The organism is Streptomyces sp. V3I8 (assembly GCF_030817535.1).
Lineage (GTDB): Bacteria > Actinomycetota > Actinomycetes > Streptomycetales > Streptomycetaceae > Streptomyces.
The window spans coordinates 1,404,092-1,416,742 of record NZ_JAUSZL010000002.1 but is presented as its reverse complement, the minus strand read 5'-3'; the positions used below and the strand labels follow the sequence as shown (position 1 = coordinate 1,416,742).

Genomic DNA, 12,651 nt, shown 5'->3' with positions numbered 1-12,651 from the left:
TCGTCCCCGCGGCAATCGCGGAGTCACTCTCAGGAGGACGGCTGGGTCACCTTCGTGGCGGTGTCGCCGTCGACGGCCGCGGCCAGCTGCGGTACCAGGCGCTCCAGCATGTACGGCAGGCTCAGCACCGAGACGAAGGAGACGGAGTTGCCGTAGTCGGCGCTCTCCTCGACGAAGACCTCGCGTCCCTGCTTCGCCACGTCCAGGTCGGAGTAGAGGGCGTTCCTGCGGAGTTTGGCCTCTTCCTTCTTGATGTCCGAGACGATCCAGACGATGGCGTCGGTGTCCAGCAGGTCGGTGCGTTCCTTGCTGATGTTGGCACCGAACTCGTCACCGATGACCTTGTCCAGGTCCGTCGGCAGCTTGAAACCGAGGTCGGTCAGCACCCGTGAGCGCGGGTCCTGGCTGCCGAAGACGAAGAGACCCTCGTACGGCGTCGCCATCACCGCGGTGGACTTGCCGAACTCCGGATTGTCCTTCGCCGCGGTGGCGAACTCGTCCTCGACGCCCTTCACCAGCTCCTTGGCCCTGGACTCCTGGCCGAGCGCCTTGCCGATGATCCCGGTCTGCTGCTGCCACGGCACACCGAAGTCGTTGAACTCCTTCGGCTGGGCCACGACCGGCGCGAACTTCGAGAGGGTCGTGTACTGGTCCTTCGTGATGCCGCCGTAGACCGCGAGGATCAGATCGGGCTTGAGCCCGGCGATCTTCTCGGTCTGCGGGCCCGTGCCGGTGTCCTTCAGCACGGTGGGCACCTCGGCGTCGCCCAGCTTGTCCGCGGCCCAGGGGCCGATGGCGCCCTTGTAGCCGCCGAGCCACTCGGTGGTCCCCACGGGCACCTTGCCGAGGGCGAGTACGGCGTCCTGGTCGGTCAGCCCGACGGTGACGATCCGCTTCGGCTCGGACTTGACGGTGGTGCTGCCGTATTTGTGGGCGAGCGTCACCGGGAAGGCGCTGTTCGCGGACGCGGACGTGTCCGGCGCTGCCGCGTCGGAGTCGTCGTCGGAGCCGCAGGCCGCCGCGGTGGTGAACAGGAGGAGCGCGGAGGCGAGCGACGCGACGAGGCGTGCGCCTCTGGAGGAGCCGGGCATCAGTGGTCCTTCACGGTGGTGTCGGTGGTGGTGTCGGGGCGGTGGTGCGTGGGGGTTTGGTCAGCCGTGCCGCGGGTGCCGGACCACACCTCCCACAGGGAGGCGTAGGGGCCGGCCGCGGCGCACAGCTCGTCGTGGGTGCCGCTCTCCACGATCCGGCCGCCGTCCATGACGACGATCCGGTCCGCGGTGGCGGCCTGGGTGAGGCGGTGGGCGACGACCAGTGCCGTACGGCCCTCGACCGCCCGGTCGGCCGCCTGCTCCAGGAGCCGGGCGCCGGTGCTGCCCGCTTCGGCGGTGGCCTCGTCCAGCACGGCCACCGGCGGATCGGCCAGGACCAGGCGGGCCAGGGCGAGTTGCTGGACCTGCGCGGAGGTGAGGCGGTGTCCGCCGTCGCCGACGACCGTGTCCAGACCGGCGGGCAGCGCCGCGGCCCAGTCGAGGGCGTCCACGGTGGCCAGCGCCGTACGCAGCTCCTCGTCGCCGGCGCCGGGCCGCGCGAGACGCAGGTCGTCCGCGAGCGGTCCGGCGAAGACGTGCGTCTCCTGGGTGACCAGGGCGACCGGCAGGCCCTCCCGGGGCGATCCGCCGCCGGCCGGCCCGCCCACCGGGCCGTTCGTCACGCGTACCGAGCCGGACGTGGGGCGGTGCACGCCCGCGACGAGTTTGGCCAGCGTGGTCTTGCCGGCGCCGCTCACGCCGACCAGGGCCACCCGCTCGCCCGCCCGGAGCGTGAGGTCCACGCCGTGCAGGACGGGACGTCCGGGCTCGTAGGCGTGGTGGACGTCCGTCACGGTGACGGTGCCGGGTGCGGTCCCGGTCCCGGTCCGTGGGCCGTCTGTCCCGTCCGGCCCGTCCGTTCCGGCTCCGGACGGGCCGGGTGCCGGCTGGTCGGCCACCCCGACGAGCCGGGCCAGCGCCGCCGTCGCCGACTGCGCGTCGTCGAGGAGGACGAGCGCCGAGTTGACCGGCGCGAACAGGCTGTGGAAGTAGAGCGCGGCGGCCGTGGCCGTGCCGATGGACACCGACCCCTCGCGCACCAGCAGGAATCCGGTGACGAGGACCGCCGCGAGTCCGGCGTACTCGGCCACGTGCAGCCGGTTGTAGAAGTCGAGCACCAGCCGTACGCCGCGCAGGGTCAGTTCGACCGCCGTCGACGACCGCCGGTCCACCCGGGCGGTGTGCTCCTCCTCCAGCCGGAACGCCCGTACCGTGCCGGCGCCCGCGATGGTGTCCAGCAACTGCTGCTGCTGGGCCCCGGTCGCGATGCGCTGCTCGGCGTAGAGCGGCACGGCGTTGCGTACGTACCAGCGGGCGGTGGAGGCCTGGACGGGCACCGCGACGAGGGCCGCGAGGAAGAACCGCCAGTCCAGCGCGGCCATCGCGACCAGGGTCAGCGCGATGGCCAGCAGGGAGCGGACCAGTTCGGGCAGGGCGGAGCGCACTGCCTCGCCCACCACCGAGACGTCCCGGGTGACCCGCGCGGTGAGGTCGCCGGCCCCCGCCTTCTCCACCTGTTCCAGAGGCAGCCGCAGGGCCTTCTCGACGAACCGCTCGCGCAGGTGCGCCAGGACGGTCTCGCCGAGCCGGGACACGAGCGCCAGGCCCGCCATGGTGGCCGCGCCCTGCGCGAGGGCGACCAGCACCAGCAGGACGACCGGCGTGGTGATGCTGCCCGGCGGACGCCGGTCGGCGACGAGGTCCACGATCCTGCCCAGCAGCGGCTGGACGAGCAGGCCGACGGCGGTGGCCACGACCATCATGGCGAAGCCGCCGAGCGCCACCCGGCGGTGCGGGCCGATCAGTTCGCGTACGGCGGCACGGGTACGGGCCTGGGTCGCGGTGGGCAGCAACTCGCGCCCGGCGCCGAGGTGTTCCGGTCCGGCCGGTGTATCCGGTGTGTCCGACGTATTCGGTGTGTCCGGCGTTTCCTCGCGGGAGAGGTCGCTCATGCCAGCACCGCCGATCGGTAGGTCTCGTGACGGGCGATCAGGTCGGCGTGCGGGGCCGTGTCGGTGACGCGGCCCTCGTCGAGCAGCACCACCCGGTCGGTCACGGCGAGCAGTGCGGGACTGGTGGTCACGAGGATCGTGGTGCGGCCCTTGCGGACCTCGCGCAGGCCTGCCGCGATGCCCGCCTCGGTCACCGCGTCGACGGCCGTGGTCGGGTCGTGGACCACCAGGACGGGGCGGTCGGCCGCCAGCGCCCGGGCCAGGGCGACGCGTTGGCGCTGGCCGCCGGAGAGGGAGCGGCCGCGCTCGCTGACCGCCGTGTCCTCGCCCCGGGGCAGGGTCTGCGCGACCTGGGCCACCCCGGCCGCCGTCATGGCGGGTTCGGGGTCGGCGGACCCGGGGGCGGCGGCCGTGACGTTGGTGCGGACGGTGCCCTCGAAGAGGTCCGCGTCGTGGTCGGCCACCAGCATCGCGGTGCGCAGCTCGGCCGGGTCCAGGTCCCGCAGGGGGATCCCGTCCAGTTCGACCGTGCCGGTGTCGGGGTCGGCCCGCCGGGCCAGGCAGCGCAGCAGATCGGTGGCGTGGGCGGGGTCGGTGGCGACGACGCCCAGCAGTTCGCCGGGTGCGACGTCCAGGTCCAGCCCGCGCAGCCCGCCGTGGCCGACGCCGGTGAGGCGCACCGCGCCGCGCACCTGCGGGGGCAGGCTCCGGCCGCCCGCCGTGACGCTGTGCCCGGCCGCCAGGACCTCCGCGACCCGTCCGGCCGAGGCGCGGCCCTGGGCGAGTTCGGCGTTGACCCAGGCGAGTACTTCGAGGGGGCCGAGCAGGAAGAGCGCGAGTCCGACCGCCGACACCAACTGGCCCAGGCTGATGCTTCCTTCGGCGGCCAGCCGGCCGCCGACCAGGGCGACGACGGCGATCAGGCAGCCGGTGAGGGACAGCACCATGCCGCTCTGGAAGGCCTGCGCGCGGGCGGCCTTCAGCGTGGCCGCCAGGGAGTCGCGGCTGGTGGTGCGGTAGCGGGCGACGGCCGCCGGCTCGCCGCCGATGCCCTTGAGGATCCTGAGGCCGGCCACCAGGTCGGCGGCGACGGCGGAGGCGTGTGCCGCGCGTTCCTGCTCGGCCTCGCTACGGGCCTCCAGGGGCTTGCTCAGCAGGTGTCCCAGGAGGAGCAGGACGGGTGTGCCCAGCAGGACGACGAGGCCGAGGAGGACCGAGGTGCGCAGCAGGACGACGGCACAGGTGAGGATGCCGGCCAGCGCCGCGATCCCGTACATCACCGCCGTGTTGACGCTTCCGACCCGTTTGGCGTCCTCGGTGGCGGTGTTGGCCAGCGCGCCGGGCAGACGGCCTTCCTCGGCGCCGCCGCCGGGGTGCAGCACCCGTCGTACGAGGGCGATGCGCAGCGTGTGCTCGGAGCGCACCGCCGACCGGTCGCCGGCCCAGGCGCCGAAGCGGAAGGACAGGGCGAGCGCGACGTACACGACGGCGAGGACGCCGAGCCACAGCAGGAGGGCGCCGGTGTCGGACCCGGTGACGGCCCGGTCGATCACCACGCCGATCAGCACCGGGACCAGCGCTTCACCCACTTGGTGACCGGAGGCGAGCAGCGCGCCGAGGGCGACGTCGCGACGCTGCCCTCCGACCGACTCCCGCAGGACGTCACGTCCTGACGGACTGGTAGGACTCACCCGCAACCCCTCCGGGATCGGACGTAGAGAACTTAGGTGAGGCTACTCTAAGTTGCCGACCTCGGTCCTGCCCAGTGCGGGCGGACCGTGCCGGAGCCGCCCCCGGGTGCGGCGGCACGGGGGAGCCGTGCCGCCGCACCCGGCCGGGGCCGGTTCCTCAGCCGGCCCGCACGGCCAGGCCGGCCGTGCCGGCTGTGCCGGCCGTGTCGGCCGCGCGGTGGGTGAGCAGGGACGCGAGGATCTCGCCGGACCGGACCGCCGTGGTGGACAGCAGGGTCGAGGTGAGGCCGTGCGTGTGCTCGGTCGCGCCCTGCAGATAGATGCCCGCCGTGACGTCCGGGGTGAGTTCGACGCGGTGGTCGCGCCCGACGCGCACGGCGTCCTTGTCGTCCCGCAGGCAGAGCTTCGCGGTCCTGCCCAGCAGGGAGTCGAGGTCCCTGGGGCGGTAGCCGGTCGCGTGGACCAGCAGGTCGGCCGAGATCACCTCCCGTTCCCCGGTGGGGAGGTACTCGACGGTGACCTCCAGGTGGTCGTCGAAGCCGCGTACGTCCCGGATGCGGGACACGTTGCGCATCTGCAGCCGCTCGCGGCCCTGGACCTTCTCGCGGTACATCGTCGCGTACAGCGACTCGATGAGGTCCATGTCGACCACCGAGTAGTTGGTGCTGCGGTGGTAGTCGACCAGGGACTGCTTCACCTCCGGTGCGGAGCGGAAGTAGACGTCCACGGCCTCCGGGTCGAAGATCCGGTTGGCGAACGGGCTGTCGTCGGCGGGCGTGTACCCGTACTTCGCGAAGATCGCGCAGATCTCCGCCCCGGGGAAGGACCGGTGCAGGTAGTCGAGCGCCTCGGCGCCGCTCTGCCCCGCGCCGAGCACCAGGACGCGGCCCACCGGATCACCGGAGGCGTTCAGCTCCCGTACCCGCGGCACGAGTTGGCTGTTGTGCCAGATGCGGTCCGACAGGGCCGTGTCCGGCGGCAGATGGGGTTCGAGGCCGACGGCCACCGAGATGTTCCGGGCCCGCCGGGTGACGGTCCGGCCCGGTTCGCCGGGCACGCGGCTGACGACGTCCAGCCAGCGGACCTCGCCGTCGGGGCCCGTCACCGGCTCGACGGACACCACCTCGTCCGAGTAGTCGACGAGGTGCGCCACCCGCGCCGCCGCCCACTCGAAGTACTCGTGGAACTCGATCCGCAGGGGGAACAGCGTCTTCGCGTTGAGGAAGTCCACCATCCTGCCCCGCTCCCGCAGGAAGCACAGAAAGCTGAAGTCGCTCGTCGGGTTGCGCATGGTGACCAGGTCCTTGAGAAAGGAGACCTGCATCGTGGCGTCCTCGATGAGCATCCCCCGGTGCCAGCCGAACGACGGCTGGCGCTCCAGGAATCCCGCGCGGATCCGGTCCTCCGGAGCGGCTTGGGCGTTGTGTTCCTCAACCGCGATGGCCAGTGCGAGATTTGACGGCCCGAAACCTATCCCGAGCACATCAAGAACGGCGTCGGGCTCGTCGTGCAGTGCGTTCACCGCAACTTTCCTTCCCCTAGACGCCACTGATGGTAAATAAGGTTAGCCTTACCTTGCAATGGTGTGTCCTAGGAGAGGATCGAGTATGCGGGTCGTCATGTTCGGCTATCAGACCTGGGGGCACCGCACCCTCCAGGCTCTGCTGGAGTCCGACCACGAGGTGGTCCTGGCCGTGACCCACCCCAGGAGCGACCACGTGTACGAGAAGATCTGGGACGACTCGGTGGCCGACCTGGCCGAGAAGCACGGGGTGCCGGTACTGCTGCGCAACCGGCCCGACGACCCCGAGCTGCTCACCGCGCTGAAGGACGCGCGACCCGACCTGATCGTCGCCAACAACTGGCGCACCGTACTGCCGCCCGAGGTCTTCGACCTCCCGCCGCACGGCACGCTCAACATCCACGACTCGCTGCTCCCGGCGTACGCGGGCTTCTCGCCGCTGATCTGGGCGCTCATCAACGGCGAGCGGGAGGTCGGCGTCACCGCGCACCGGATGAACGCCGAACTCGACGCCGGTGACGTCCTGCTGCAGCGGGCGGTGCCGGTCGGCGCCACCGACACCGTCGCCGACCTGTTCCACCGCACGGTCGACCTGATCGGCCCGGTCGTCGACGAGTCGCTCGACCTCATCGCCTCGGGCCGGGCCCGGTGGATCCCGCAGGACCGCAGCCGGGCGAGCTTCTTCCACAAGCGGTCCCTGGAGGACAGCCGCATCGACTGGAGCTGGCCGGCCGAGGACATCGAGCGGCTGGTACGGGCCCAGTGCGACCCGTACCCGAACGCCTTCACCCACCACCGCGGGCAGCGGCTCAGGATCGTCGAGTCCGCGGTGTCCGAGGGCTGTTACGGCGGTACTCCGGGACGCATCTTCATCCGTGAGGGCGACGGGGTGGTCGTCGTCGCGGGCGCGGAGGCGAGGAACGGGCGACTGCGCGGGCTGGTCGTCAAGCGCGTACGCACCGAGGACGGGGCGGAGCACGCGGCGACCGACTACTTCCGCACGATGGGCGGCTACCTCATCGCGCGCCCGTGAACGGCGCGACGGTCGCCGGTACGGCGCCGACCGGCGCAGCGGCACCGGCCGCTGGTCCGGACGGACGCCTCGCGGCGCTCGAAGGCCTGCGCGGCCACACGGTCGTCGTCAAGTACGGCGGCCACGCGATGACCGACGACACGCTCCGGCGGGCCTTCGCCCAGGACGTCCTCACCCTGCGCGCCGCCGGCGTCCGGCCGGTCGTGGTGCACGGCGGCGGCCCGCAGATCGCCGCCCACCTGGACCGGCTGGGGCTCAGGTCCGACTTCCTGGGCGGGCTGCGGGTCACCACCCCCGAGACCATGGAGGTCGTACGGATGGTGCTGTCCGGCAAGGTCCAGAAGGACCTGGTCGGACTGCTGAACGAGCACGGGCCGTACGCGGTCGGCCTCAGCGGCGAGGACGGGCACACCCTCACCGCGGTCAAGCGGTACGCCGAAGTGGCCGGTGAGCGCGTGGACATCGGCCTGGTCGGGGACGTCGCACGGGTCGACACCGCGGTCGTGCGCCTCCTGCTGGAGGGCGGCCACATCCCGGTGCTCTCCTCGGTGGGCCGGGGCGAGGACGGGCAGGTCTACAACGTCAACGCGGACACCGCGGCCGGTGCGCTGGCCGCAGCGCTGGGGACCCGGATCCTGATCGTCCTCACCGACGTGCCCGGGCTGTACGCGGACTGGCCCGCGAGCGAGCGGGTCGTCGGCCGGATCGGCGCGGCCGAGCTGGAGCGGCTGCTGCCGGGGCTGAACGGCGGCATGGGTCCCAAGATGGAGGCGTGCCTGCGGGCCGTCAGGGGCGGGGTGGCGGTGGCCCGGGTGCTCGACGGGCGCGCCCCGCACGCCCTCCTCGACGGGCTGGCCGACGCCGGCGGGACCGGCACGACGGTCGTGCCGGACGCGACGGCCCCGATGGCGTCCGCGGTCCCGGTGGCGTCCGCGGCTTCGGCGGCGTCCGCGGTCCCGGCGGCCTGAGGCGCGGGGAGCGCCCGGCCGGGGACATCCTCCCGGCCGGGCGCTCCGCGTGCGGGCCGACGTGCCGGTCGGCGTGCGGACCGACGCGCGGATCCGCGCTCCGGTCCGCGTTCGGGTCTTGAACGCGGACCGGCTGCCGCACCGTCACCGGTGTCGCGAGCGGCTCCGTCAGCCGTCGCTGGTCGTCACCTTCACCTCGTCGACCACCAACTGCTGCGGGAAGGCGGTCGAACCGTCGGGGTCGCCGGGCCAGTAGCCGCCGACCGCGAGGTTGAGGATCAGGAAGAACGGTTTGTCGAACACCCAGGTGTTGCCGTTCAGGTCGGCCGGGGTGCGGGTCTGGTAGACGGTGCCGTCCACGGACCAGGTGATCCTGTTCGGCGCCCAGTCGACGGCGAAGGTGTGGAAGGCGTCGGCGAAGGCCTGGCCGCCGGGCAGCGTGTAACCGGCGCCTATGCCGCCCGAGCCGGAGTAGCCGGGCCCGTGGAGGGTGCCGTGCACGGTCCCGGGCTCGAAGCCGACGTTCTCCATGACGTCGATCTCACCGGAGTTGGGCCAGCCGACGCTGCCGATGTCCTGGCCGAGCATCCAGAAGGCGGGCCAGATGCCCTGACCGCGCGGGATCTTCATCCGGGCCTCGACGTGCCCGTACGTCGCGGTGAACTTGCCGGAGGTGTTGAGCCGGGCCGAGGTGTACTCGCAACTGCCGTACCAGCACTGGTAGTTGCCCGGGTTCTCGCGGCGAGCCTCGATGACCAGGTGGCCCTGGCCGTCGAGCTTCGCGTTGTCGTTGCCGGCCGTGTAGTACTGCCGCTCGTGGTTGTCGACGTTGTCGCCGGTCTCGACCTGCCACTTGCCCGGGTCGACACCGGATCCCGCGGCGCCGTCGAAGGTGTCGGAGAACGTCACCGCCGCCGCTGCCCGCGGAGTGGGGTCCGCGTGGGCAGGGGCTACGGCGGCCGCCGCGACCAGAACGGCGGGCAGGGCGGCGAGCAGACAGGTGCGGAGCAGACGTGGGGAGTCCACGACTCTCCCTTCCGTGGGCCGCCTCTGCGCGGGGCGGGCCCACTGAGGTGGGGGGAATGCTTCGCCTCTCGTTCTAAGAAGTGAACGAAGCCGGTGTCAAGACACAGGTACGGACCTTCCGTCCCTCCGGCCTCATCTGCCTCTCACGGTCACCGTTCGGCCATACGGCGCACACAAACCCCCGGCCGACAGGTCCCTGGCTTCCCGCTCGCAGCGGCCCCTCAGTCGGCCGCCCGCGCCGTCGCCGCCGTCGGCGTCGTCGGTCCTCCGTGGTGGCGGCCCATCGGGATGACCAGAGGGGTGTGGCTGACCGGGTCCATGGTGATCCGGCAGGTCAGGTCGAAGACGTCCTCGACGGTCCCGGCGGTGATGACCTCGGCCGGGCTGCCCTCGGCGACGATCTTCCCGGCCTTCATGGCGACGACGTGATCCGCGTACCGGCAGGCCTGGTTGAGGTCGTGCAGCACCATCACGACCGTACGGTTCTCCCGGCGGTTGAGGTCGGTGATCAGGTCCAGGACGTCGATCTGATGGGCCAGGTCGAGATACGTCGTCGGCTCGTCGAGCAGCAGGACGGGCGTGCCCTGGGCGACGGCCATGGCGATCCAGGCGCGTTGCCGCTGGCCGCCGGAGAGTTCGTCGACGGGCCGGTCGGCGAGGTCGGTCATGCCGGTGGCGGCCAGCGCCTCGTGCACGGCCTGCTCGTCCGCCTTCGACCACTGCCGCCACCAGGTCTGGTGCGGCGAACGCCCGCGGTTGACCAGGTCGATGACGGTCAGCCCCTCGGGCGCGACCGGGCTCTGCGGGAGGATGCCCAGGCGCTGCGCGAGTTCCCGGCTCGGAATGGACTGCAGGGCCCGCCCGTCGAGGTGGACGGCTCCCTCCTTGGGCCCCAGCAGCCGGGCGAGGGCCCTCAACAGGGTGGACTTCCCGCAGGCGTTGGCGCCGACGATGGCCGTGATCCGGCCCGGCGGTACCGCCAGGTCGAGGCCGTCGACGACCAGCCGGTTGTCGTACGCCAGCCGCAGACCGCTCGCGCGCAGGTCGGGATCGGCGGCCGGCAGGCCGGGGCCGGGGACCGGCACGGGCCCGGTGGACACGGGATCGGCCGGCAGGGGGTCGGCGGACATGGGATCAACCTCCTGAACCCGCGCGGTTGGCGCGGACGAGCAGCCAGAGCAGGACCGGTGCGCCGAGCACACCGGTGACGACGCCGACCGGCAGTTCCGTGCCGGAGACGAGGGTACGGGCGATGAGGTCGCCGCCCAGGACCACGAGCGCCCCGGTCAGTCCCGAGGCCACCGTGGGCGGCCAGGCGGTGCCGGCGAGCCGCTGTGCGATCTGCGGGGCGGCGAGCGCCACGAAGGCCACGGGCCCCGCGGACGCGGTGGCGAAGGCGATCAGGCCGACACCGGTGAGCAGGACGGCCAGGCGTACGGGCTGGACGCGCGTCCCGAGGCCGGTGGCCACGTCGTCGCCGAGCTGGAGCGTGCGCAGCAGCCGGCCGAGCAGCAGGGCCGCCGGCAGCAGCACGGCCAGCGCGACGGCGAGCGGCCCGACCTGGTCCCAGGTGCGGCCGTTCAGGTTGCCGACCAGCCAGCCGAGCGCGGCCTGCGCCTGGAAGCGGCCGCCCTTGGCCACCAGGTAGTCGGTGGCACTGGTGCAGATCCAGGCCACGCCGATGCCGACCAGGATGATGCGGTACCCGGTGGTGCCGCGCCGCCAGGCCAGTGCGTAGACGGTCAGGGCGGTCACCAGGGCGCCGAGCAGTCCCAGTGCCTGGGTGCCGAGTCCGCCGTCCCAGCCGAGCACGATGCCCGCGACCACGGCGGTGCCGGCGCCCTGGGTGAGACCGATCATGTCGGGGCTGGCCAGCGGGTTGCGCGTCATGGTCTGGAACAGCGCGCCGGAGACCCCGAAGGCGATCCCGGCGAGCAGTCCCACCAGGGCGCGGGGCAGGCGCAGTTCCTCCACCACGAGTACGGTGCCGGGGTCGCCGGAGCCCACGAGGGCCCGTACGACCTCGGTGAAGCCGATCGGGTAGTCGCCGGTCGTCAGACCCCGGCAGAACAACAGGAAGGTGGCCGCGGCGAGCACCACCGACAGGACCACCAGCCGGGGGCGGAAGACGCCGGAGACGGGGGGCAGGGCCAGCCGGTAGGCGCGGAAGTGGGCGGATCCGGACGAACGGCCGCTACCGGCGGGGGACTTGGGGTCGGGACGCGACACGAGGGTCGATTTCGGGTTCGGCACGCTCACACCTCCGCCAGATTGCGCCGACGGACCATGGCGATGAAGAACGGGCCGCCGATGAAGGCGACCAGTACGCCCGCCTGGATCTCGGTGGGCCGTGCCACGAGCCGTCCGAGGATGTCGGCGCCGAGCAGCAGGATGGGCGCGAGCACCGCCGAAAGGGGCAGCAGCCAGCGCTGGTCGGGACCGATGCCCGCCGACTGGGCCAGTACGCGGGCCACATGGGGGACCACCAGGCCGATGAAGACCACCGGACCGATGACGGCGACCGCGGCCCCGGTCAGCAGGGTGATCGCCGCGACGCCCGCCAGCCGGACCAGGCCCAGGCGCCGGCCGAGCGAGGCCGCGACGTCGTCGCCGAGGGCCAGGCTGTTGAGGGCCGGGGCGCAGGCCAGCGCCAGCACCCCGCCGACGACGAGGAACGGCAGGACCCGCCACACCATGCCGTTCTCCGCCTCCGCGAGCGAACCGGCGGACCAGAAGCGGAACTTGTTGAGCGCGTCCACGTCGGTGAGCACGATGGCCTGGGTGAACGACCACAGCATCGACGTGACGGCGATGCCCGCGAGCGCCAGCTTCACCGGGGTCATCCCGGACCGTCCGAGGCCGCCCAGCAGATAGACGGCCACCGTGGCGACCAGCGCCCCGCCGAACGCGAACCACACGTACCCGTAGAGGGAGTCGATGCCGAGCACGCCGACGGCCAGCACGATGGCGAAGGACGCCCCGGCGCTCACCCCCAGCACCCCGGGGTCGGCGAGCGGATTGCGGGTCAGGGCCTGCATCAGCGCCCCGGCCAGCCCGAGGGCCGCGCCCGCGGTGAGCCCGAGCGCGGTGCGGGGCATGCGCGCGGACCAGACGACGTTGTCCACGAAGCGGCTCGGGGCGTCGCCGAACAGCGCCCGGATCACCTGGTCCGGCGGGATGTTGGCCGCGCCGAGTGCCAGTGAGAGCAGGCAGAGCGCCGCCAGGGCGGTACCCAGCAGCGTCACGAGAAGGACAGGGCGCACCCTCTTGCCCGTCACCTTGCGGTCTCCAACAGCCAGCTCCCTTAGGTTAGGCAGGCCTTAATCGTAGTGGGGATCACGAGGTCCGCCGAGACGGGGCCTTTTGGT

Annotated in this window: 10 protein-coding genes; 2 read left to right on the top strand and 8 right to left on the bottom strand. The window is 72.6% G+C overall.

Annotated features, from left to right (window positions below):
• Window positions 1-29: 29 nt before the first annotated feature.
• The 4 genes from QFZ75_RS06240 to QFZ75_RS06225 form a co-directional block, all read right to left on the bottom strand.
• Window positions 30-1,091, bottom strand: coding sequence for an iron-siderophore ABC transporter substrate-binding protein (locus QFZ75_RS06240; protein ID WP_307534514.1), 1,062 nt, complete (start codon window positions 1,089-1,091; stop codon window positions 30-32).
• Complete coding sequence (locus tag QFZ75_RS06235) at window positions 1,091-3,043, bottom strand: ABC transporter ATP-binding protein (RefSeq protein ID WP_307534512.1); 1,953 nt, start codon at window positions 3,041-3,043, stop codon at window positions 1,091-1,093. Before QFZ75_RS06235 ends, QFZ75_RS06240 begins: the two co-directional genes overlap by 1 nt.
• Window positions 3,040-4,734, bottom strand: coding sequence for an ABC transporter ATP-binding protein (locus QFZ75_RS06230; RefSeq protein ID WP_307534510.1), 1,695 nt, complete (start codon window positions 4,732-4,734; stop codon window positions 3,040-3,042). Before QFZ75_RS06230 ends, QFZ75_RS06235 begins: the two co-directional genes overlap by 4 nt.
• A 157-nt stretch (window positions 4,735-4,891) precedes the next feature.
• On the bottom strand, window positions 4,892-6,256 hold the full coding sequence (locus tag QFZ75_RS06225; RefSeq protein WP_307534509.1) for a lysine N(6)-hydroxylase/L-ornithine N(5)-oxygenase family protein: 1,365 nt from the start codon (window positions 6,254-6,256) through the stop codon (window positions 4,892-4,894).
• 85 nt (window positions 6,257-6,341) lie between these two features.
• Between QFZ75_RS06225 and QFZ75_RS06220 the strand changes: the two genes are divergently transcribed.
• The gene (locus QFZ75_RS06220; RefSeq protein WP_307534508.1) at window positions 6,342-7,289 is read left to right on the top strand and encodes a methionyl-tRNA formyltransferase; all 948 of its coding nucleotides are present in this window, start codon (window positions 6,342-6,344) and stop codon (window positions 7,287-7,289) included.
• Entirely contained in the window at window positions 7,286-8,257 is a 972-nt protein-coding gene (gene argB / locus QFZ75_RS06215; protein ID WP_373465814.1) for an acetylglutamate kinase, read from the top strand. The genes QFZ75_RS06220 and argB overlap by 4 nt, the downstream gene beginning before the upstream one ends.
• Before the next feature lie 168 nt (window positions 8,258-8,425).
• Here the strand turns inward: argB and QFZ75_RS06210 are convergent, their stop codons facing one another.
• The 4 genes from QFZ75_RS06210 to QFZ75_RS06195 form a co-directional block, all read right to left on the bottom strand.
• On the bottom strand, window positions 8,426-9,283 hold the full coding sequence (locus QFZ75_RS06210) for a glycoside hydrolase family 16 protein (RefSeq protein ID WP_307534506.1): 858 nt from the start codon (window positions 9,281-9,283) through the stop codon (window positions 8,426-8,428).
• A 221-nt stretch (window positions 9,284-9,504) separates the two neighbouring features.
• Window positions 9,505-10,347 carry an ABC transporter ATP-binding protein gene (locus QFZ75_RS06205; protein ID WP_307544236.1) on the bottom strand — a complete coding sequence of 281 codons (843 nt, stop codon included), beginning with the start codon at window positions 10,345-10,347 and terminating at the stop codon, window positions 9,505-9,507.
• Window positions 10,348-10,417: 70 nt separating this feature from the next.
• On the bottom strand, window positions 10,418-11,437 hold the full coding sequence (locus QFZ75_RS06200) for an iron chelate uptake ABC transporter family permease subunit (protein ID WP_307544234.1): 1,020 nt from the start codon (window positions 11,435-11,437) through the stop codon (window positions 10,418-10,420).
• 101 nt (window positions 11,438-11,538) lie between these two features.
• On the bottom strand, window positions 11,539-12,546 hold the full coding sequence (locus QFZ75_RS06195; RefSeq protein WP_307534504.1) for an iron ABC transporter permease: 1,008 nt from the start codon (window positions 12,544-12,546) through the stop codon (window positions 11,539-11,541).
• Window positions 12,547-12,651 lie beyond the last annotated feature (105 nt).

Coding starts and splice junctions, on each gene's coding strand:
- QFZ75_RS06240 (WP_307534514.1), bottom strand. CDS start 1,091: ATGCCCGGCTCCTCCAGAGGCGCACGCCTCGTCGCGTCGCTCGCCTCC.
- QFZ75_RS06235 (WP_307534512.1), bottom strand. CDS start 3,043: ATGAGCGACCTCTCCCGCGAGGAAACGCCGGACACACCGAATACGTCG.
- QFZ75_RS06220 (WP_307534508.1), top strand. CDS start 6,342: ATGCGGGTCGTCATGTTCGGCTATCAGACCTGGGGGCACCGCACCCTC.